18 protein-coding genes are annotated in these 20,782 nt (G+C 61.5%); 2 read left to right on the top strand and 16 right to left on the bottom strand.

From position 1 onward, the window contains the following. Positions 1 to 10 precede the first annotated feature (10 nt). The 9 genes from U5L98_RS16460 to U5L98_RS16420 are packed head-to-tail and all read right to left on the bottom strand — an operon-like array spanning position 11 to position 12,500. Positions 11 to 1,471 carry a hypothetical protein gene (locus U5L98_RS16460; protein ID WP_322559353.1) on the bottom strand — a complete coding sequence of 487 codons (1,461 nt, stop codon included), beginning with the start codon at positions 1,469 to 1,471 and terminating at the stop codon, positions 11 to 13. Continuing rightward, the gene (locus tag U5L98_RS16455) at positions 1,468 to 2,778 is read right to left on the bottom strand and encodes a KGGVGR-motif variant AAA ATPase (RefSeq protein ID WP_322559352.1); all 1,311 of its coding nucleotides are present in this window, start codon (positions 2,776 to 2,778) and stop codon (positions 1,468 to 1,470) included. Before U5L98_RS16455 ends, U5L98_RS16460 begins: the two co-directional genes overlap by 4 nt. Then, positions 2,778 to 3,200 carry a hypothetical protein gene (locus tag U5L98_RS16450; protein ID WP_322559351.1) on the bottom strand — a complete coding sequence of 141 codons (423 nt, stop codon included), beginning with the start codon at positions 3,198 to 3,200 and terminating at the stop codon, positions 2,778 to 2,780. The genes U5L98_RS16455 and U5L98_RS16450 overlap by 1 nt, the downstream gene beginning before the upstream one ends. Further along, positions 3,197 to 5,077 (bottom strand): hypothetical protein, encoded by a 1,881-nt coding sequence (locus U5L98_RS16445; protein ID WP_322559350.1) that lies wholly within the window; start codon positions 5,075 to 5,077, stop codon positions 3,197 to 3,199. The genes U5L98_RS16450 and U5L98_RS16445 overlap by 4 nt, the downstream gene beginning before the upstream one ends. Next, on the bottom strand, positions 5,074 to 6,975 hold the full coding sequence (locus U5L98_RS16440) for an Eco57I restriction-modification methylase domain-containing protein (RefSeq protein WP_322559349.1): 1,902 nt from the start codon (positions 6,973 to 6,975) through the stop codon (positions 5,074 to 5,076). The genes U5L98_RS16445 and U5L98_RS16440 overlap by 4 nt, the downstream gene beginning before the upstream one ends. Positions 6,976 to 6,978: 3 nt before the next feature. Beyond that, positions 6,979 to 10,653, bottom strand: a complete 3,675-nt coding sequence (gene brxC, locus U5L98_RS16435) for a BREX system P-loop protein BrxC (RefSeq protein ID WP_322559348.1) — start codon at positions 10,651 to 10,653, stop codon at positions 6,979 to 6,981. A 14-nt stretch (positions 10,654 to 10,667) separates the two neighbouring features. Then, the gene (locus U5L98_RS16430; protein ID WP_322559347.1) at positions 10,668 to 11,240 is read right to left on the bottom strand and encodes a BREX protein BrxB domain-containing protein; all 573 of its coding nucleotides are present in this window, start codon (positions 11,238 to 11,240) and stop codon (positions 10,668 to 10,670) included. Continuing rightward, positions 11,221 to 12,006 carry a BrxA family protein gene (locus U5L98_RS16425; RefSeq protein ID WP_322559346.1) on the bottom strand — a complete coding sequence of 262 codons (786 nt, stop codon included), beginning with the start codon at positions 12,004 to 12,006 and terminating at the stop codon, positions 11,221 to 11,223. The genes U5L98_RS16430 and U5L98_RS16425 overlap by 20 nt, the downstream gene beginning before the upstream one ends. After that, positions 12,003 to 12,500 (bottom strand): BrxE family protein, encoded by a 498-nt coding sequence (locus U5L98_RS16420; RefSeq protein WP_322559345.1) that lies wholly within the window; start codon positions 12,498 to 12,500, stop codon positions 12,003 to 12,005. The genes U5L98_RS16425 and U5L98_RS16420 overlap by 4 nt, the downstream gene beginning before the upstream one ends. Before the next feature lie 376 nt (positions 12,501 to 12,876). Between U5L98_RS16420 and istA the strand changes: the two genes are divergently transcribed. After that, entirely contained in the window at positions 12,877 to 14,415 is a 1,539-nt protein-coding gene (gene istA / locus U5L98_RS16415; RefSeq protein WP_322559344.1) for an IS21 family transposase, read from the top strand. Between the two features lie 16 nt (positions 14,416 to 14,431). Beyond that, positions 14,432 to 15,187: an IS21-like element helper ATPase IstB gene (gene istB / locus U5L98_RS16410; RefSeq protein WP_322559343.1), complete on the top strand. Its 756-nt coding sequence runs from the start codon at positions 14,432 to 14,434 to the stop codon at positions 15,185 to 15,187. Between the two features lie 50 nt (positions 15,188 to 15,237). Here istB and U5L98_RS16405 read toward each other — a convergent pair whose 3' ends face one another. The 7 genes from U5L98_RS16405 to U5L98_RS16375 form a co-directional block, all read right to left on the bottom strand. After that, a complete protein-coding gene (locus tag U5L98_RS16405) occupies positions 15,238 to 15,594 on the bottom strand; it encodes a hypothetical protein (RefSeq protein WP_322559342.1) in 357 nt (118 codons plus the stop codon). 233 nt (positions 15,595 to 15,827) lie between these two features. Beyond that, positions 15,828 to 16,889, bottom strand: a complete 1,062-nt coding sequence (locus U5L98_RS16400) for a helicase RepA family protein (RefSeq protein ID WP_322559341.1) — start codon at positions 16,887 to 16,889, stop codon at positions 15,828 to 15,830. A gap of 113 nt (positions 16,890 to 17,002) precedes the next feature. Further along, complete coding sequence (locus U5L98_RS16395) at positions 17,003 to 17,521, bottom strand: hypothetical protein (RefSeq protein WP_322559340.1); 519 nt, start codon at positions 17,519 to 17,521, stop codon at positions 17,003 to 17,005. A gap of 76 nt (positions 17,522 to 17,597) precedes the next feature. After that, complete coding sequence (locus tag U5L98_RS16390) at positions 17,598 to 18,014, bottom strand: hypothetical protein (protein ID WP_322559339.1); 417 nt, start codon at positions 18,012 to 18,014, stop codon at positions 17,598 to 17,600. Beyond that, on the bottom strand, positions 18,011 to 18,319 hold the full coding sequence (locus U5L98_RS16385; protein WP_322559338.1) for a hypothetical protein: 309 nt from the start codon (positions 18,317 to 18,319) through the stop codon (positions 18,011 to 18,013). Before U5L98_RS16385 ends, U5L98_RS16390 begins: the two co-directional genes overlap by 4 nt. Positions 18,320 to 18,406: 87 nt before the next feature. Next, positions 18,407 to 19,063 (bottom strand): hypothetical protein, encoded by a 657-nt coding sequence (locus U5L98_RS16380; protein ID WP_322559337.1) that lies wholly within the window; start codon positions 19,061 to 19,063, stop codon positions 18,407 to 18,409. Between the two features lie 150 nt (positions 19,064 to 19,213). Beyond that, positions 19,214 to 20,521 carry a site-specific integrase gene (locus tag U5L98_RS16375; protein WP_322559336.1) on the bottom strand — a complete coding sequence of 436 codons (1,308 nt, stop codon included), beginning with the start codon at positions 20,519 to 20,521 and terminating at the stop codon, positions 19,214 to 19,216. Positions 20,522 to 20,782: the final 261 nt, after the last annotated feature.

Genomic DNA, 20,782 nt, shown 5'->3' with positions numbered 1-20,782 from the left:
AAACTTTGTCTTAAGTCCGGACTGGTCTAACCCCGCCCTTGCGCCTAAGTCCATAACCGACACGATAGACATCCGGCATGTTGATCCTCCCATCCTTCAGCCGCTCCATCAGGCCTAGCGCTATCAGATCATCGAGCACTCCTACCGGACCTTCTTCGATATGAAGCGGTGGCAATCGTACGGTCTTGGCATCGATACCCTGTTGCAGCGCATCCAAGGCGCCAGCCGCTTGCCATTTCGCTTGGATATCTTTGATCTCGACCGGCAAGGACATGTCCTCAAGGGGTACGAGCAGAGTACGTATCCAGGGGTAGTCCTCCTCAATCTCCTGTACGCGAATCCTGGAGGCCTCCTGCACGCCACGCTTGATGCTCTCGAAATGCAGTACCATCTCCTGCTGTACACGGGGGGGATCTTCGGCAGCTTGGCGCAAAGCGGCCAGAAAACTGCGCGGACTCACCTCACTGCGCGAGTCCGCCAGATGATTAGGTAGCCAGGAGTAAGGCAGCCCTCGACGCTTGTCGCGCCCCATCCAGGGGCCGGTAAGGGCATGAAAAACTTGCCGCTGCACGCTTTCCTCGAAACGCATCGGCTCCGGCACACGCCAGGCACCGCTTTCCTGTTGCCAGATGATGCCCGGCGCGCACTCCACCGCACCTTCGCGGAACAGCTTGCCACCCTGTTCGGCATTGGCCAAGTACTGCCACAGCAAGCCGTACAGATCCCGGCGCAGCCATTCCAGCGTCACCTTCTGTGCCATCACCTTGGAGGCATCTGGGAAGCTTCTGACTGCGGCATCTTCCAACTGATCGGGTCGCACGAATACCTTAAGACGGATGGCTCGGTAGGGGCGGAACTCCAAGATCATCTGCAACAGGCCACGCAATAAACCGTTCATCTTGTGCCAGTCGTCGGCGCTGCGATCCAGGGCATCGAAGAGTACTAGATGCATGGCGCCCTGCCGTTGCAATCGTTGGTCGCATTCATACAGGACCTGGTCGATCTGTTCGGGGTGGTGTGACAGCCATTCGATTCGTGCGGCCCAATCGCTGAGCGCGGCGAACTCAACAGGCGCCTGTTCTCCCATTACCTGCTGGAAGATCACCGCCTGCCAGATACGCCACGCCTCATGGCGATCATCCAACAGCTTGCTCAGAGTGTGCTTGCCGGGAAAAAGGTTGCCGGCGGGCTTTTCGCTGAAGCCGGTGGTGACCACACACTCCGCTGGCAGGCCTGCGGCTTTACCCAGCAAACTGCGCAGATCGGCACTCTGCAGAGCGGCACACCAGAAGCTCTTGCCGGAGCCACGAATGCCCTGCACCAGCATATTATTGGGAGTCAGTGCCTTAGCATGAACGGCAGGCAGGTAGAGATACTCGGCCTGCGGAGCCTCGCCGTGCAGAGAAGTATCGACTGGTAGCGCCGAGCGCAGCGCTTCTCGCAGCGCCTGGGGAAAACGGTATTCGCTCATGTCCTCTCCTCACCGATGGCGGCTATCACCCATTGATCGACGGCCTCCATGAAGCGACCGAGAGACTCCTGTGCGGTACGGGCATCGATGCCGCCCTTGGCGGGATCGAACTCCTGGAGCGCGCGATGCCAGAAGATCGGCCAGGGAGCGTGCGGCGCGGCCTCATCGTGAAGGTCGAAGGAGAACGCCTCCAGGTCATCTGGCTCGGCCTGGTCGTAGAGCTGGTCACGAAAGACGTCCCAGGCATGCTCCCGAAACCGACGTAGATACTCATCACGTCCAGTCTCGGGCACCAGACTGGCCACCACCTGTAATCTGTGACGGAAGGCCTCCACGTTGGGGTGACGGTTCCAGTGCTCGAACAGCATCCGATACCCCGCCCAGGTCTGAGTCGAATCGATCCCGAACAGCAGGGTATCGGCGTCCATGCGAGTGACCAGTACCGCGGCGATATCGTGGAGGCCGGCGCGACTATCGAGAATCACCAGGTCCGGCGCGTGGTGCCGTTCCAGCACCTCGACCAGACGATTGAGGCGTTCAGCCCAGGACATAGGCTGGCTGCCACTGAACTCGGCATAGCAGCGCGCCAGCTTGGGTAAATAGCCCCCTGTCTTACTGCCGTAGGCTGGCACCACCATCACCTCGCCGGCCAGCTCTTGGGCCAGTGGGCTTATGCCCACCAGCTCGGGCTCGATGATATCCGCCTGACCCACGCCATCTTCCACAAACCAGTCAACGATCCCGAAGTCAGGTCGATGTTGCTCCGGCAACAAGGTGCTGCTGACACCCGGCGATTCCAGATCGAGGTCGAACACCAGCACCCGTTTGCCCTGCTCGGCCAGATGCCACGCCCAGTTGACCAGGGCAGTGGAGCGGCCCACGCCGCCCTTGATGCCATAGAAGGTCACGCGAGGATTGGTGGTGATTCGCGCCAGCGAGTCGCGCATCCAGTCCTGGCCGATCACCTGGCGATCCAGCAGGTAAAGGCCCTCACTCTCTGGCTCGTCACCGAGTTGTCGTCTTTCCGCCAGGACCGCATCGGGCTCGGCCAGCTCATCCTCGAACAGCAGCGCACGCTGTGGCGGGAATCCATAGCGACCCAACGACTCGGACAGCGCCCGGCTGTAACCATCCAGCGCGGTCGTATCGATCTGGTCGCGGCGACCCCTCAGTACTGGACGAATGCGCCCTCGCAAGTCGCGAACCAGGGTGATCTCATCAGGCAGTTTGTTGCGCCAGCGAAGGGTCAGCTCCTCAGCTCGCTGCAGAGCGTTGTGAAAGAGCACCGTTTCTTTTTGGTTATTCATCACAGCACTCCATCCAACCAGGCCGTCTGCAAGCATATTCGAGCATAACCAGCCCCAGAGTTATGGACCCATACTCTCTCTTGCCGAATATCACTACGGCTTGCATAGCGGTCATTGACGCTCCAGTCATCGAAGGGAGCCCAATCATTCCTCAAAATGGCAGCATATCGTGCCCCATCACGATTTGTCGCGAATGTCTGAAACTCGTCCCAGAGCTTGTCGATATGTACTCGGTACTTTCGTTCTACCGGCGCACCGGTAGTCTCATTCAGTTGCATTCCCAAGCCCAGCATAATCGCCTTCAACGAACACTCGGCCGACAGACCCAACAGATGATCCGCGTTGGCGAAACGATCATCTTGAAACAGACAATGGGCGTCATCCCAATGGCGCTCGGCAGCATCGGCGAAGTCCGGGTTCATTCACTACTCCCTGTGCTTTTCTTGCGGCCGCGCGTCTTCTTGGGCGCCGGCTCGGGTTCGACGTAGAGGTGTTCGAGATCGTGGGCGATGGCCAGCGACTTGTCGGTGACGCATTTCTCACGCACACGGTCGGGCCAGTAGGCCATGGCCAGGTGGGCCCAGTCATAATCACCCTGCTCCAGCTTCTCCCAGGTCTCTTTGAGCACGTTCTGCCAGGGGCGATGGCGGAACAGCCGCCATAGCGGTGCTGCGGTGATCTGCACGCCGTCGTCGTGGTTGGGTTTGTAGCTGGGGGCGATCTCGAGCAGCGTATCGCGCAGATCGGCCAACTCGTCGCGGAAGTCGCTTAGCTCCTCCAGGCGCTTCTCATCCTCACGGCTTCGATTGGCACCGGCAGCACACAGATTGGCCAGTTCGCTGTCGACCTGCTTGAGCTTGGGCTCGACGAAGTCGTTGACCGCGGTGAAAAGGGTCTGGTCGGTCAGGTCCGGGTAGTACAGCCACAGAGTGTAACTGCCCGAAGCCGTCGCCATCGGCCAGTAGATCGGTGCCTTGCGGCGGCTCTTGGAGTACTGCTGCAAGTGGTACTTGAAGAAGTCGCGGCGCAGCCAGCGGCGCAGGTCCTCATCCACCTGAACATCGACGGTCTCCAGCACATCGGCCATCAATCGCGGCAGGTCGTGCTTATGGCCCTGATCATCGACAAGAATACTGGCATGGCGATGGTAGGGCTCGGCACCATCGGGGAGCATCCCCGGGCTCTTGGCCGGTAGCGGATCGAAGGGGTCCGGCTCGGGTGGAGCTTCGCGTTCGCCTGTAGCCAGGCGCCAGTCGAAGCGGCCAAACGTGACACCGGCTGCCCAGGAGAGCAGCGCGTCCAGGGGTGGTGCCTCTTCTTTCTGTTCTTCATCGTCGCTGACTTCTTCAAAGTCGCTCGCTGGGTCAATATTTCCCAGAGCAGCTTGGCGATCTTCTTCTGAGAAGCCATATAAATCAAAAGCAATATTATCAATCTCGTCCTGAATGTCCGAAATCTTTGCTTCAATGGCCGCTGGATTGTAATCGCCAAGCCGATAGCGCAACACTTGTGGTATGAGAAACGCGTGAGTAACCTCTACAACTGTATCCAGAGTCCGATTCAGCGACCAAGCTTTTATGGCTAAACTAGCTAAGCGTTTTGATTGCTCATCTTCGATCAATGGCCACGGGACCAATTGCAATATACCTACAATGAATTCAGGATATCCGAATCGACCAAGAGCTACCTTAAAAAGGTAATCAAAGGCTTTACTGTTGAACAAAGCCAGCGCAGATAACTCCGTCCCCTCTGGGAGGAACGCGCAATAGCCACGAGCCGAAAAACTACTTCCACGTTCGAGCACCTGAGGTGAAAAGCTTCGTGAGCGCAGTGGCCAAGTCAACCCTAGCCGCCCGAAGTAATCGCAACCATCTAAGCGAGTTCCAAGTATCGATTTGGTTTGATAGCCAGCACGAAGCTCTGCGCCTCCACTCAGCCACTTAAGTAGAAGACTTTGATCCACATAGTAAGGCGAGTGATTGCCGCCTTTCGCGAAAGGTAACCATTGTTCAGCACTTACAACTTCCCACCATGCTCGTACGAATCGCTCGTCATCACCAGTAGTTAGCCCATGTTTAACAAAGCGACCGTTGCGCTCAAAGCGGTCAAATCGCTTGAAATTTTCCCGGATTTCATCACTCACCCAGTAGGCAAAGGGCTTGCCCGGGACAGCATCGAAGGCCTCGGGTGCTACAGTGTATATCCGCGAGTCGGGCCGCCCATCGCGCAGGCAAGCGCATACCTCGGCCAATGGCGCCGCTTTGCTGCTCTCGCTCAACAAACGCAAAAAATTGGTCATTTGGATTTCTCCAAAACATAGGCCGCGGCTTCAACCATGGCATCGTCCATTACCCCATAACCTAGATCGGCCATAACCTCGGGACGTGCGATTCCAAGAACCACCTGTTCACGCCAGTTACGGTAGCTTGATAGGAAGAAGCAGGTCCGTGAAGTAATCGCACCCAGACGCCCACCTTTTCGTATAACTTCCACGCCGCGCTCCACGAAAATGGCCAACAGATCATTCTTGCTATTGGGGTATTCCTTGCCCAGCTTGGTCTTGACGCCTGCACTCAGCGCACCAAAGGGCGGATTCATCACCACCACATCGAAGACTACCCGGCAGAGGTCAATCATCCGCAGCCCCTGCAGCGCATCCTGGCTGAAAAGGCGGCTCTGGTAGGTGGCGCCGGCTTCATCGGAGAACTCCAGCAGGGCCCGACGCAGGCGCTCTTCGGCCTTCTGCCAGGTCTCCTGCTCTTGCGCGGCGAAGAGGTCGCTCCCCTTGCCCACATAGACCTGACGGATCAGCGCGAGGAGCTCCTTCTCGGCGCGCAGCAGCACGCCGAGTTCGGGCAGCCCCTTGAGCATCTGCAATGTCTTCTCGAAGAGCTCGGCGTCCCGGCTATCCAAGCGGGCCATGAAGGCCTCTCGCAGCGCTTTCTCGGCGGGCGGTGCCACGGCGGCAATCACATTGCCCTGTCCCACGTCCGGGCGCTGCTGGGCCTTCACATCGGCCTCGTGCCAGGCGCGCTGGGCCCGCAGCCACAGCGCCAACGAGGCGATCTGGGCGGCGCGGGGGTCGATCTCCACCCCGTAGATGTTGTGCTCGATGATCAGCCGCGGTACGTCGCGCAAGTAGGCCGCTTCATCGGCGTAGGTGTGGCAGAGCGGTTCGAGGCCGGCCTCCGGCTGGGTGGAGACATCCAGCGCGCCGGGGCCGTGCTGCTGCTCCCACTGCCAGGCGTCGCGATAGATCTGCAGGAAGAGATCGAAGGCGTAGAGCCCGAAGTGCATGGACCCACAGGCTGGGTCCAGCAGCTTGAGGGTGCGCGGGTCGCGCAGCTTGATGCCGGCCTCGGGCTCCTCGTCCGGCTTGACCAGCAGGTACTGGCAGCTATCGCGCAGCGGCGTGGTGCCGCCGGTGGCGTTGAACCACTGCCGGCCCAGGGTATTGTCCACCAGGAACTCCACCACATAGCGCGGGGTGAAGAACTGGTTGCGCACCGCCAGCTCGCGGCTGTTGCGCGGGGCCTGGCTGGCCTTGCGCATCGCCTTGCGCTCTTCCTGGCTGTTGAAGTACTGGTAGATCCAGCCAATGGTTTCATCCAGGGCCCACAGCGGCTCGATCTCGTGATCGTTGAGCAGCTCGAGCAGCGCATTGAGCGCCGTCTCCCGGGGGAACAGCCGCCCCTGGGGGGCGAAGCGGTCGAACAGCGCCGGCAGGTCAATGGCAAACTCGTCGAACAGGCTAAACAGGAAGGTCTCGTAGGCCTCGCCGGTCTCGCCCAGCGCTGTGCCCGCCAGATGGCGATAGAGCTCGAAGGCCTGGGACTGGGTGCCCTGACTAACCGACTCCCGCAGCAGGCCGCGCGCCTCCATCATCAGCAGCGCCGCCAGGCGGTTGAGCACGGTAAAGGCCTGCTCACGGATGATGCGTTCTATGGCCGCCTGACGCTGGGCCTTGGTCTCACTCTCGCCAGCGAGATAGTGAGCCAGGGTTTCGCGCAGCAAGGCCGCGGTATGGCGCTCTCGGTCGCTGAGATGGGTCAGGCGCTCGAGCTCGGTCACCTCCCCCGTTCTGGGGTCGAGTCCGTAATCCTGCTGCAGTTGCAGTGTGAACTCCTCGGTCAGCCGCTTGCGGCTATCGCTGACCAGCTTCTGCAGCCGGTTGCGGGTGGCTTGATCGAAGGCCATGGCTTACTCCTTGCCGCTGTGTGCTGGGGCCTCGCCGAGGGCCAGGTCGAGCTCGAAGGCATGGGCGTATTCCAGCTCGCCACGCAGTTTCTGCAGCTCGCGAATCATGGCATCCAACTCTTCCAGTGAGGTAATACGTGGGCGTGCTTTGAAGTGGCGGCTGAGCACCTTCTTCTTCTCCTGGCACCCCGCCTCGCTCTCTTCCTCGAGCTCCTTTTGCTCTTCGAGGATGCGCTCCTGCTGGCGCTCCCGCCCGACCCGCTCGATGCGGTCCTTGAGAGAGGCGACCTCGCCCTGCAGCTCATAGTCGCGATTGACCAGGGCACGCAGGCCTTGAATATCGAGTTCTACTTCCAGCAGCAACTCGTCCAGGCGACCCAGCAGCTCCTGCTGTTCCTGGTTGGTCAGCTCGGGCCACTCGGGCACCCGCTTGAGCTCCTGCTCGGCCTGGCGCAGGCGCTGCTGCTGAGCCTGTTGCATGCGCTCGGCGGCAGCACCCACCTTGCCGCGCATCTCGGTCAGCCGAGTATTGAAGTCCGAACTGCTGCGGTAGGCCTCCTCGGTTGCCAGGCGGACGTTGAGATCCTGCAGCACCTCGGCCAGTTCTGCCTTGAGCTCGCCGGGAACACCACTGGAGGGCAGGCCCTCGATCATCTGCGCCAGGGAGCGCAGCTCCTTCAGGGTGGCTTCCAGCCCCTGTTCCAGTGCCTTCTTGACCTCACCGGCCCAGACCAGGTTATTGAATAGCGAGGATTCCTCACGCCCCAGCCGCTGCGGCACGTCGGAACCGTCGGTGAGCTGAATATCGGCCAGATCCCGGCTCATGGCCTCCAGGCGGTCAGCGCCGGCCATCCCCAGCATCTGAAGCCGGCCGGCCAACGAGGCATAGCGCTGCTGCAGCTCAGGAAAGAGCTTGGTGGCGGCCTTGCTAATGGTATCCTCGAGCGGCACCACCATATCGCCACTGAGCTCGGTCAAACGCTCGGCGGCCAGCGCCAGCATTTCCCTGGAGGGGCGGTCCTCCCGCAGGGAAACGCCGACATTCTTGAAGGCATTGTTGCTCTTGAGGGCGTCGATGGCCTGCTGGCCATTGACGCTGACCTCGCGGCCGGAGACCTTCAGCTTGATCACCCCGCCGAGCAGCATGGCCGCCACCAGATAGCGTAGGGTGTCCTGTGACCAGCCATAAGGGGCATCGCTGAAGCGGTTGGCCAGGCTCTTGCCCTCCACCATGCCGACACGGTCGATGTGATCGCGAATGCTGACCAGGGCACGGTGATCGACGTTGATGCTGGTCTGCCCACCCTGCTGAACCACCAGGCCTAGCGGATCGAGCTTCGAGGTGATGCCGCTCAAGTTGCCTACCTTGAGGAAGCGCTCGGCCAGGTCGCTCTGCACCCGCTCCGGCGCCTCGCCATAGCGGCTAAACACCTGACCGGCTACCGCCGCAAGCTGCTTGCGTGCCGCCTCGCCCAGTTCAGCGGCCAGGCTGTCCACGGCGTTGGCCTGACCCCGGAAGATGAACGACCCGCCCTGCAGACTGCGCTTGAGCAGGCGCTGCAGGTCGGCGCCCAGACGCCGGGCCCGATCCACCTGGGCACGGCAGTAGTCGCGCACCTCCTGGTCGGGGTCGTGGCGGAACTTGAGATCGACCTCCTGGCAGCGGTAGATATCGGCGATGAGATCGTCGAGCTCGGGTGATTTGCGGCCCACCAGGTAGATCACGTTTTCGTTGGTCTTCACACGAGACTCATCCTGCAGCCGGGAACGAGCCGCCTCATAGTCGGTGGGCTCCACCAGCTCGACCACGGTTTGGATCGGATGCCGGTCACCAGCCAGCGAGATGGGAAGCCCCTCGGGGCCCTGAGTTTTCAAGCCGCTCTGTACCGAGAGAGAGCCGTGCAGCTGAACGCTGGGCACCGGCGAGAACACCTCTTCTAGCGCCCTGTTAAGGATGCGCTTGAGCTCGTTGCCGCGCAGCGGGATCTGGCTGCGCTCCTGCTCGATGTCGTTGAGCTTCTCGCTGAAGAAGCACAGGAAGCCATCCTGCTCGCCGAAGGGTACGATGGGATCGGTGATCAACGCCTCGATGGCAGCATTGATCTCCTCCACCTGGTTGCCGCTGGCCACATCGGAGTGAATCAGGCTGGCCACATTGCGCCGGGTGATCGGCAGGTTGCCGAGGATCTGCAGCACCGCCACCGTCTTGGCCACCCGCTGTTGGATTTCCTCATCCTTGTAGCGAATCTTGGTGACGGTGTTAACCGCCTTTTGCCAGTTGGAGAAGCCGCGCTCGATGTCCTTCTCCAGGGCGTCGTAGAGGGTCACCGTATTGGCCAGCCAGCCCACCGGCTGCTGAGCCACGGGCACCCGCTTGCCCTCACCTTCGATCAGGATATCCTGGATCACCTTGATGGCAGAGCGCAGCCCGATGCCACCGGTCGAGCGGGCCAGGGCGCCAAGCAGGTGGAGCAGGATATCGAAGTGGGCGGGCAGGAAGGGGTAGAGATCGATGAAAGTCTGGCGGTCGAAGTCCGCCCCGTAGGCGCGGGCATCCTCAAGCTTGGTGTTGTGGCGCAGAGCCTGGCCGTGCTGATCGAACAGCTCGCCAAGCCGCTGGGCGCCCTCCGGCGACTTGCCGAGCAGGCGCGTGTAGCAGATCTCCTTGATGTCATCCGCTTCCAGGTCGATGCCGATGGGGAAGCGGTCCTTGAGCCTGAAAAGCTCCGGTGCGTTCAGCGAGGCGCGGGGGTCGTCCTCGGTCAGGGTCTGCTGAGCAGTCCCGATCAGCCACACCTTTCCGTTACCTAGAGCCTTGATGTTCTTGGCCAGACCGTCGAGGTTGAGAATCAGCGACTGTCGAGCACCGACATACTGGCCCACCTCGTCCACTATGAAGATCACATACTCCTTGCCGGAGTGCTCGCGCACGATATCGAGCATCTCCTGGACGCGATCGTTCTCGAAGCGGATCACCTCGCTGGTCGCCGTGTTGAACGAGCCCGGGGAGGTGAACAGGGTGGGATAGAGATCGTGGGCGATCTCCGGGATCAGGCTGTCGACCACCAGCTCATCGTTGCGGTAGTCGCTCCAGGCCTCACCGCCGGTCTTCTCCTCGAAATGGCGCAGGAACTCCTCGTAGCGGCCCTCATGCTTCAGGCGACGCTCCAGGGCGGCCACTTTGAGGTTGCGGGAGTATCCGGCCCACTGCAGTACCTTGTAGTAGAGGACGCTGGAGACCTCTTCCATAGTGGCCCCACTGACCTGTTCGGTGGCCAGATCCAGCATCAGCACGGCGGCGGGGAAGCGTTTGGACACGGTGCTCAACAGCTGGCGCGTGGTGGTGTTCTTCAGGCGGTCCTGCAGATGCTGACGGAATGGGGCGCCATCGATGGTCACGCTGTCGTCGAAGGCAAGGCCCAGGTACTTGGTAAAGGAGCTTTTGCCCGATCCGTAGAAGCCCGAGACCCATACCCCGACCTCGTTCTCGCCGCCGGCCTCCATGGCGGCCTGCATCTTGGTTAGCAGCTGGTTGAACTGCTCATCGATGGCGTCGGTGACCACGTACTCGGCGATTTCCTTGCGCAGGCGGTCCTCATGCGAGACGCCATAGGCGATCACCTTCTCGATGCTGCGGTAGATATCGCGGCTCGGGTCGAATAGCTGTTTGATTTCCATGAGTCACTCCTTCCTTAGCCGCCGACGTGAACCGAGCGATAGTTGCCATCTTCCGGGTAAAAGCCGAGGAACTTGAGGCGCGTCTTTCCCGTGCGCACGCCTGGATAAAGAAATACTGTGGGAACGTGGAAGCGCCCCTGAAGCTGCCCCTCGATGACTCCGATGCGCATATAGGGATGCAGCGCCTCGAGATCCGTCACCAGCAGAATGCTGCCCGGCTGTCCCTCGAGCTCTGAGAGCCTGGCCTCCAGGCGTTCCTGAAGCGCGCCGTTGGCGACTGCGTTGGCCAGGGAGGTGTTGGTCTTCTTCCAGTCGTGGGGGTTGCGCTGATCAGCAGCGAGCCAAATCTTGCGCATTTTGGCCTGGGTGAGAATCTCCTCGACCGCCTCGGCGATGGAGAAGGTATGGACGTCCCACCCTTCGTTGCGCAGCCGGCTCTGCCAGGCCTGCAGATGGCGTTTCACCGCCAGGATCTGCTCGGGCCGAAACACCAGGTAGAAGATCGGCTCGAAGCTGGCATGACCGAACTCACGGCCATGGCGCACCCGCTCCATCAGCTCGTTGAAATCAGTATCCAGTGAGGACATCGACCACCTCCTGCCTATTCGTGTATTGCCAGCTGATGTGCGCGACATCACCGGCGGCCTGCATGATCAGGTGTCCATCTAGCGATAGCCGCTTGAACTGCTCGCGCACATCTGAGCGCTCCAGCCCGAAGAGCTGCCAATCGGGATGATTGAGCACCTGGTTGTCGCCCAGTCCCTGGAACTTGAGGTCATAAGCCAGATAGGCCGCCACACGGCTGGCAAGACGAACCGAATAGAGGCGCCGGGCACCGCTCCGACGCGCTTCGATCAGGCCAAAGTCCGCACAGGTACTCAGCAGATAACCGGCAACCCGGCTGATGGTGCTGGGCGACCAGGGCTTCTGGGTTTTACCTTCACCCACTGCCTCAAAGACAAACTGCAGGGCGTCATCGCGATTGACGCTGTCGCGGCCCGAACTATAGCGCGGCCAGAACACCTCACGAATGAAGTCGGCCAGGATGGTATTGGCGCGGGCGGTGTGCAGCAGCATGACCTGCAGGCGCTCATCGCGCTCGAGCTGAGGCAGCAAGCGCTTCAAGGCTTCTGCCACCCCGGGGTGGCGAAGGTAACGAGGGGCGAAGCACTCGCGGACGATATTGTCCAAGCGGCGAGCCGAGACCAGCGGAAACTGCCCCGATTCGAGCGCCTTGGCAAACAGCTGCGGGGAGCGCATGCCAGGCTCATAGAGCTCGAAGAGCCGCTGGGTCTCTTCCACCAGGCCAAGGCCGGCCTGCAGCTGAGTGGTATAGAGGCGCGTTTGGCTCACTGCGCCTCCCGCAGGTAGGGGTAGCACTGGATACCGCGTCGGTGTGCATCGAGATAGAGGCCCGCCATGGCGGCCAGTTGCGAGTCGAGCGAGCCGTTGAAGTCGCCGACGAGCACCGGTCCCTCCTCGGCCTGCTGGCTGCTGGAAAGTGCCTCTAGGCGTGCCTGAGCGCGTTCAGGGGAGTCGGTATGGGCAAAGAGCGCCTCACCCCGCTCACGGTCGGCAATCAGCTGCGCCGCCCCCTGCTCATAATGCTCGGGCATATGGAAGAGATGGAGGGTGCGCCCCACCCCGATGTGCTCATCATGGATACGCCGAGCGGCTTCCAGAACCCCCTGATACTGGGCCTGGTGGGCAGAGCGTCCGAAGACAGGCATGAGAAAGGCCATGGCCGACGAACCGAAGAAGTGGGAGCCCCACCAGGCGGGAGACTGCTCCCCCAGGTAGCCGACGAGCACACGAAGCTCGGCCAACGTTGCTGCATCCTTGATCATGTTGTCCCCTGCGTTCCTGCGGAGGTGGTCGCTAACCCATTGATTGATAATGAACTAACGCTAGTATGAACACCTCCTCACCATAGTGGGCCATGTTACGTCAGGCAAAGAAAGCGTGCGAGGTCAAGATCAGAGCGGATCAGCCTGCGTATTCCGCGCCATCGTGACCGCCCGTTCCAATCGTTCGTGACCGACCATTCCAGGCCAACGTGACCGGCCATTCCGTTTCATCGTGACCGATTTCGGCCGCTTTCCCGGAATCCGCGGTCACGATGCCGGAATCATCGGTCACGTTCCCGGAATCTCACCTAACTCGCTGGAATAATTCGGACTTTTACGGCATACCCCTCCTTTTGCCTTTGCCCCTGGAGGGGACATGCCAGCACCGAGGATTCCCATGCGAACCATCACCGAGGTGTTGCGCCTCAAGTACGACGCCGGCCTCAGCCACGAGAAGATTGCGCGGGCCTGCGGCCTCTCCAAGGGCGTGGTCAGCAAGTACGTCAGCCTGGCCCAGGTCGCGGGCATCACCTGGCCGCTGCCCGACGGCACCGACGAGGCGGCGCTGGAGGCGCGGCTGTTCCCGGCCAAGACGACGCCGGTACGCTTCTCGCCACCGGACTACTTTCAGATCCACCAGGCACTCAAGCGCAAGGGCGTGACCCTGCAGCTGCTGTGGGCGGAGTACGTCGAGGTCCATGGCGACACGGCGTACCGCTATAGTCGGTTCTGCGATCATTACCGCGCCTGGCGTGACCGCCAGCGGCGCAGCATGCGCCAGGTCCACCGCGCCGGCGAGAAGCTGTTCATCGACTACTGCGGCCCGACCGTGCCGATTATCAACCAGGCCACCGGCGAGATGCGAAGCGCCCAGGTGTTCGTCGCCGTGCTGGGCGCGTCCAGCTACACCTACGCCGAGGCGACCTGGAGCCAGTCGCTGCCCGACTGGATCGCCTCCCATCAGCGCGCCTTCCAGTTTCTTGGCGGGGTCCCCGAGATGCTGGTCCCCGACAACCTGAAAAGCGCTGTGACGCGGGCGTGCCGCTACGAGAGCCAGCTCAACACCACCTATGCCGAGATGGCGCAGCACTACCAGGTCGCGGTGCTGCCGGCGCGGCCCTACAAGCCCAAGGACAAGGCCAAGGCGGAGGCCGGCGTGCTGCTGGTGGAGCGCTGGATCCTGGCACGCCTGCGCCACCACACCTTCTTCACGCTGACCATGCTGAACCAGGCCATCCGCGAGCTGCTGGAGGACCTCAACCGGCGGCCCTTCCAGGGGCGCGAGGAGAGCCGGCGCGACCTGTTCGAAGCCATCGACCGGCCGGTGCTGCGCCCCCTGCCGGAGACGCCCTACGAGTACGCCGAGTGGCGCAAGGCCAAGCCCGGCATCGACTATCACCTCGACATCGACAAGCGCCTCTACAGCGTGCCCCACAGCCTGGTGGGCCAGGTGCTGGAGGTTCGCCTGACCCACACCGTGGTCGAGGTGTTCCACAAGGGCCACCGGGTGGCGGCGCACCCGCGCCACGCGCCGGGGCGCTTCTCGACCCTGGCCGAGCACATGCCCAAGCGCCACCAGGCCCATCGCGACTGGTCGCCGAGCCGCTTCCTGGCGTGGGCGAAGGACATCGGCGTCGCCACGCGGGAAATGACCCAGCGACAGCTCCAGGATCGCCCCCATCCCGAGCATGGCTACCGCGCCTGCCTGGGCCTGCTGCAGCTCAGCCGGCGCTACGGCAAGGTCCGCCTGGAGCAGGCCTGTGCCCATGCGCTGGCGATCCCCACCACCCGCTACGCCAGCATCGCCTCGATCCTCAAGCAGGGGCTGGATCAGCAGCCGATGCTGACGCTCCCTGAGGCGCTCGACGACCTGCCGCCCCACACCAACGTGCGCGGTGCCGAGTACTACCACTGACCCGAGGAAACGACCGATGATGACCCAGCCCCTGCTCGACACCCTGCGCCACCTCAAGCTGACCGGCATGCATGATGCCCTGGCCCACCAGCTCACCCAGCCGGACACCTACGACCTGCCGTTCGAGGATCGCCTGGGCATGCTGCTCGACCGCGAGGTGCTGCACCGTGACAACCGCCGCCTCGACCGACTACTGAAGGCCGCCAAGCTGCGCGTCACGGCCTGCGTCGAGGACATCGACTACCGCCACCCCCGCGGCCTGGAGCGCGGCCGCATGGCGCCGTTGGCCACCGGCGAGTGGATCGGCCAAGCCCTCAACCTGTGCCTCACCGGCCCCACCGGGTGCGGCAAGACCTGGCTGGCCTGCGCGCTGGGCAACCAGGCCTGCCGCCAGGGCTACTCGGTGCGCTACCTGCGGGTGCCGCGCCTGTTCGAGCAGCTGCGCATCGCCCAGGGTGACGGCTCCTACGCCCGGCTGATGGGGCAGCTGCAGAAGACCGACCTGTTGATCCTCGACGACTGGGGGATGCAGAAGATGACCGCCCCGCAGCGCCAGGATCTGATGGAGGTGATCGAGGACCGGCACGGTCGGTGTTCGACACTGATCGCCAGCCAGCTGCCCATCGAGCACTGGCACGACTACATCGGGGCGGCGACGGTGGCCGACGCCATCCTCGACCGGCTGCTGCACAGCGCCCACCGCCTGACACTCAGAGGAGAATCGATGAGAAAAAAAACCGCCCCGTCGGCGGAAGCAGTTGACCCATCGTGACCGGTCAGCTTACAAAACCAGAGCCAGCGAGAGAGCGGTGAGCAAATCGGTCACGATCGCCGGAATGACCGGTCACGTTCGCCGGAATACGCACAGCCCGAATAGCCATTAGCCAGGGGCAGGAGGCGGGTCAGCACATAGCTGGCGACCGGTGGTAGCGATTGCCCCTGCGGAAACAAACAGCACAGGTAGCCACGTCTTCTGCTGTCATCGTTCAAAAGGTCCTCGCGTGTGCCCAGCTCCCCATCGACCTCAGAAAGCAGGACATCGACATCGGTACCGGCACCATCATCCAACTGGGCAAAAGTCGCCTTCTTGAGATTGGACCAGGGAGGCACTACGTCAAGATCCACGCGGGCCTGGCTGAGGCTGCCGAGTGCCTCATCCTGGATGGATGCTAGTGGCACCAGCGTCTCAGCCTGCTGGCGCCCTGCGCCTGTGTGCTACCCAGATACTCGAAGCACTCGGCAACAGAGAGGGTGGACAGATCGGCATATGCTTGCCCCCTGGCCAGGGCGGGGTTGACCTTGGCAGCTTCCGTCCGAAATAGCCGTCCGCCCGCTTATAGAAAAGCGGACGGACGGACACGGACAGGACGTGACAGAATCGGACGCAAACCGGACATAAACCGGACGCGCTTTCATTTCATCAACTCCACATAGGGCGGCACCAGACGCACCCACCCCCCGCGTTCCAGCCCTTGCTTTGCGTCATAAAAGCGCTTGCGGTCGATGCGTTGGGCGGCCACTTCATCTCGCCAATCGTCAATCAGCACCTTGGCGGTTTCCGGATCATCGTCCCGACGCGCCAGCCGGTCGCGGTGGTCATCGTACAAGGCCCGCAAGGCGGCCAGTGCCTTGGCCTGGTTCTTCCCCTGCCCTGCCTTCCACCTGGCGGCGGGTTGGTAGTCAGGAACTGGGTCCAGGGCGGCACCCCATACGTCCCCGCCTTCATCGTCCACCAGGGGCAGCTTCACGCCTTCCAGCTTGAAGGCTTGAAGCGCTGGCAGGTCGGCATCCTTCATCTTGGTGGCTTCCAGGCAGACAACGCCCGCGTCATCCTTGGCCACGCGGTATTCTGCATCCACGGCGCCCTTCAGCACGGTGCTTCCCCTGGCGCCCTTGGCGCTATCCTTGCCGCTGTGATGCACCACGCAGACGGTCGCCTGCCAATGCTGGCGCATGGCGTCCAGGTGGCGCACGAACGCAGCCATATCGGCGCTGCTGTTCTCATCGGCGGGGCCAAGGTTCCGAGACAGGGTATCCACCACGATAAGGGCAGGCGCCTGGCCGGTAGCCTTGGCGCGGGCTTCCACGGCGGCCACGACTTCCCGGGCGCTTTCCCAATCGGCCAGGCTGGCGGCGGCATGGGACACGAACAACGGCGCGCCCTTCAGGGCCACGCCCCTGGCCAGTTCCCACGCCTTCAGGCGGCGGGCTATTCCGTTATGGCCTTCCCCCGCCACCACGAACACGGCGCCCCTTCGGGTGGGGTGTCCATGCCAATCGGTGCCGGTCGCTACACTGGCGGCCCAATCCAGGGCCAGGAATGACTTCCCGTGTCCAGGCTCACCAAACACCAGCGCCAGGGAATCGGCTTCCATGAATCCCCGCACCAGCCAGGCTACCGGCTTCAGGTGGGCCACCATATCCCCAGCGCTAGCGAAGCCGAAGGGGGGCATATTAGCTGGGGTGGCATCCAACACTGGACTCTCCGCCAATACATTGCCAAAAGAATCCAGCCCGTTATAGGCGTCTAAGGCATCATGTGGGACGCCATTATGGCGGCCCTTCGTATTACGTAAGTGAGCCGTCATCACACCCTCCCTCGTGCTTCTTGAATGGCTCTGCGTTCAGTTGATTCCCAAGCCCCCGGCAATCGTGCGCAACGCTCAGGGATCGCTGCCTGCTCGACCCTGGTGATGTCCCGTCTCGAGCCTTCGTCATTGCTGGATTGGGACACATGGGCCACACAGGAAATGCCAGATGAGGGGTGGGGGTTCTTTTCCTTGCAGGCATCATTGAACGTATCAAGGGTGTCGGTGTAGCTGTGCTGCGTCACCACCTCGGTAACGTCCCGTTGCCAAAAGCCAAAGCTCGTCGCCTGGGGGCTATGGATGCGAAACCAGCCGTTAGCGTTGCGCTTGGCCTTGTCGGGCGCGTCGAATCTCTCGAAGCGCCCTGACGCGCTGGGCGTCAGAGTCACGCCATGCTGAGCCAGTGAATCCGCCAGCGCGGCCTCGATACTGCAATGCTTGGGGGGCGCTTTCGGCGGCGCTTCGGTATAGGTCCGGTCCTTCTCAGGGGTCCGGGCCTTGTGCGTTTTGGTGGTCATGCCATCCTCCTCACGTCTACGGCGTCCAATTTGGCCAGTGAGCCGGCGCCAAGCGCCGGCCAGCAGGTAGAAAAGCTCAAGCATCGTTGGCGTTTTTCTCTAACATCTCCCTCAGTGAGTCGGAATGCTCGCGAAGGCCAGCGCCAACAATATCAATAGCCGTCAGCAAACCCTGATGCTGGGCGGGAGGTGATTTACGAACGCGCAATGCTTTCACCAGCGCTTCTAGCCCCTCGTGGGCTTGGTCCAGCTTCCTGATATTTTCATCATGCACCTCTTTGTTTATTGCGTAGGCCAGTTTGATACCGTCCTCAAAGCTAGGACGGTTACCCGCAGTGATCACACCCACCTGTTCATTATTGATATGCACGGGAATTTCTGTGCCAGGCGGCAGCGTGGCTACCCCGGTCTCGATGCGCAAAGCCATAACCCGGAGGTGGTGTGCTAGGTCGCTAGCGTTGGCGCCGTTAATCGTCAGGTTGATGGTTTTCATACCAATGCCCTCCCAGCCACGTTGGCCTCGGCCGTGCTGCCGTAGGCGTCGCCAGCGGCCAGCCAGTCCAGCACGTCTTTCAAGCGATAGCGCACGGCATGGCCGCGCTTCACGAAACAGGGGGCCGGACGACCCAGCAGAGTGCCAGTGCATCGTGCCTTACGCGCCGTGGTGGGTTGAGCCGGGATCAGACCAGGGAAGACGGCCTGCTCTGGCAGCTCGATCAGCGCCGGATCGAGGCCGTCACGGTAGCGGGAGAGGGCGTTCGCCAAGATGTCGCTAGGATCTGTAGTCTTGCTTGTCATTGAAGGCGTCCTTTGTTGCTGAATGACGCTTCAATGGTGGCAACGGACATGGCGGCCGTGGTGCAGGTGCAAAATGCAAATTGCAGACTAGCGGCGTTTCTTGGCCTCCCATGCCTTAATAGCCGCACCAACATGCTCTTTCAGCTTACGGTCGCCCATGTTGGTCACATCATCGGGTACGGCAGCCAGCATATCTTTGACAATGCGAGATGCCTTTGGCCGCGTACCATAGTGGTAGTCGGGACCGCGTTGCCCGACATACACCTCCACCAGCAGGCCAAACGCCTCAAGGGCTCGCAGCTCCTCGCCTTCGGTGGACTGGCCTTGACCCGGCTCAGCTGGCTGGGGAAGGTCAGGCATGACGCGCAACGCCTCAGGTATGTCTTCATCCGTCCCACCGCTTGACTTCAACCAGCAATACACATCCTTACGACGAAACCAAGCCACTAAGTCATGCCGTCTCGGGTCGTAAAAGTCCAGGCTCGCAAGGTCCTCCGGCCAGACACGAGTTTGCTCAGCTGCGCTTGACATGCTTTTGCTTAAGATGACGCACACTCCTTTGTCCACCTGCAAGCTGCCATCTTGTATTGCGTCTGCCATGACACGCTGCCATTTCGGAATACGCGCAAGATCTTCAGCAGAGTATAAGCACTCCTCAACCTTTTCAGGGTCAAGGCCCTCCAGAAGGTAAGCAACCTCGTCGAAGTTCAACAATTGAGTCACATGTTGCGGTGTCAGTGCCATTACGCCACTCCTCGCGCTCACTCCATGCAAGGCTGGCCGGCGGGCACGATGGAGTCTCCGCGCTTTCGGGTGTACGGCCCTAGCCGGCCAATTCGGTTACTCGGTGTTGGCCATGCGGATCGCTGGCGCCTTGTGGTTGACAACCTCCTCCTAGGCAGGCGCCCTGGGCACCGCCTTGGCGAAAGCCTCGACAGCATCGCGCGAGTGATCCGGTCGCAGGTGGGCATAGTGTTGGATGGTCGTCTGGATGTCCGAGTGCGCCATGAGCTTACTGACGGTCAGCAGGTCGATTCCGGCCATGACAAGCTGAGACGCGAAGTTGTGCCTCAGAGTGTAGAGCACCAGGTCATCGGGCAGGCCGGCCAGCTTGCGCACGCTCGCCCATGGCTTCTGCATCGCGGTCCCGCTCATACGCTTACCGTTGCGCCCTGATGGGAATACCAGCCCGGTCTTTGGTTCGCCCTGCTGCCGATGCCATGCCTTGAGCACATCCACAGCGGCAGTAGACAGAGGAAATGTCATTGGCTCGTGGTGGTGGTGCGCCGTCTTCTCAATCACCTTGCGGACGGTGCTGAAGTCCGGATTGACGTGCTCCCAGCGTAGGCCGAACAGGTCGCCCGGCCGGAAGCCCGTGTAGTACATCATCAAAATCCAGGGGGCGACGTGATCGACATAGACGACGCTATCCAGGTCGGGAAGATACGCCTTGCCGTGGGCGCGGCTGCTGCGACGCTGATCGCGCTTGGCGTCTTGGTACGCATCCAGGCCGGTAAACAGCGCTTCGACCTCATCGGCCTCCAGGTAGCGACGCTTTGACGCCTGCTCGGCCATTTCCTCTTCGCTCATAGCCGGGCGTTGCAGGTTGAGGCGCACCAGAGGGTTGGTGGGTATCACTTTGCGATCGGCAGCATGCGCCAGCATCGTCTTGAGCGCGCCGAGGTGGCGTTTACTGGTGGTGTATGCCTCGCCCTTGGCCTCACGCTCACCCTGCCAGCGCTCAAGATCGGCGCGAGTGATCTCGCTCATGGGTTTGTTTAGCCAGCCCTCGAACGCATGCTTGATGCGGCGCAAGGTGGCATCACCATCTTTCTTTCGCCGCTGAGCCACGGCATAGGGGCCATCCAAGTAGGCGCCGACTGTCTGCTGCTGCTGTCGCTCCTCCTCGGCCTTGGCCTCCTCCAGCACTGCACGCGGATCGCCGCCTTGCGCAACGATGGCAAGCGCCTCGGTGGCATTCTTGCGGGCCTGGGCGGCCGTCAGGGTGCCGTAGCGGCCGAGCGTCAGGATACGCTGCCGGCCGGTCTTGGTGCGGTAGTAGAGCCGAAAGGTTAAACCGCGCTTACCGGGCCGCACATGAAAACCAGGTAGCTCGGTGTCAAAGACGTTATCACCCGGTGGCGCCTTGGAAAGCTGCTCCAACGCCTTGGTTGTCAGCTTCAGGTTGCCATTGCCCACCATGCCTGGCTCCTTTTTCTAGGTAGCAAATAGGTAGCAAGTACAGGCTATAATAGGCAAAAACAGGCAACAAGCAGCACACAAGACTTAATCTATAGTACGTTGATTTTATTGATATAATAAGCGCTTATTGTTTCTTTTAGTTTCTTCTGAAATATGGTTTAAACGCCTTCGGGAGGCAGAGGTCGTAGGTTCTAATCCTGCTACTCCGACCAGAAACATAGTAAAAACGGCCACTTAGCTCATAGCAGCAAGTGGCCGTTT

The organism is Halomonas sp., assembly GCF_034520545.1.
Classification (GTDB): domain Bacteria; phylum Pseudomonadota; class Gammaproteobacteria; order Pseudomonadales; family Halomonadaceae; genus Halomonas.
This window is presented reverse-complemented; position numbering and strand designations above follow the sequence as displayed.

Coding starts and splice junctions, on each gene's coding strand:
- istA (WP_322559344.1), top strand. CDS start 12,877: ATGCCAGCACCGAGGATTCCCATGCGAACCATCACCGAGGTGTTGCGC.
- U5L98_RS16440 (WP_322559349.1), bottom strand. CDS start 6,975: ATGGCCTTCGATCAAGCCACCCGCAACCGGCTGCAGAAGCTGGTCAGC.
- U5L98_RS16380 (WP_322559337.1), bottom strand. CDS start 19,063: ATGGCACTGACACCGCAACATGTGACTCAATTGTTGAACTTCGACGAG.
- U5L98_RS16460 (WP_322559353.1), bottom strand. CDS start 1,471: ATGAGCGAATACCGTTTTCCCCAGGCGCTGCGAGAAGCGCTGCGCTCG.
- U5L98_RS16445 (WP_322559350.1), bottom strand. CDS start 5,077: ATGACCAATTTTTTGCGTTTGTTGAGCGAGAGCAGCAAAGCGGCGCCA.
- U5L98_RS16375 (WP_322559336.1), bottom strand. CDS start 20,521: ATGGTGGGCAATGGCAACCTGAAGCTGACAACCAAGGCGTTGGAGCAG.
- U5L98_RS16455 (WP_322559352.1), bottom strand. CDS start 2,778: ATGAATAACCAAAAAGAAACGGTGCTCTTTCACAACGCTCTGCAGCGA.
- U5L98_RS16450 (WP_322559351.1), bottom strand. CDS start 3,200: ATGAACCCGGACTTCGCCGATGCTGCCGAGCGCCATTGGGATGACGCC.
- istB (WP_322559343.1), top strand. CDS start 14,432: ATGATGACCCAGCCCCTGCTCGACACCCTGCGCCACCTCAAGCTGACC.
- U5L98_RS16390 (WP_322559339.1), bottom strand. CDS start 18,014: ATGAAAACCATCAACCTGACGATTAACGGCGCCAACGCTAGCGACCTA.
- U5L98_RS16420 (WP_322559345.1), bottom strand. CDS start 12,500: ATGATCAAGGATGCAGCAACGTTGGCCGAGCTTCGTGTGCTCGTCGGC.
- brxC (WP_322559348.1), bottom strand. CDS start 10,653: ATGGAAATCAAACAGCTATTCGACCCGAGCCGCGATATCTACCGCAGC.
- U5L98_RS16430 (WP_322559347.1), bottom strand. CDS start 11,240: ATGTCCTCACTGGATACTGATTTCAACGAGCTGATGGAGCGGGTGCGC.
- U5L98_RS16395 (WP_322559340.1), bottom strand. CDS start 17,521: ATGACCACCAAAACGCACAAGGCCCGGACCCCTGAGAAGGACCGGACC.
- U5L98_RS16385 (WP_322559338.1), bottom strand. CDS start 18,319: ATGACAAGCAAGACTACAGATCCTAGCGACATCTTGGCGAACGCCCTC.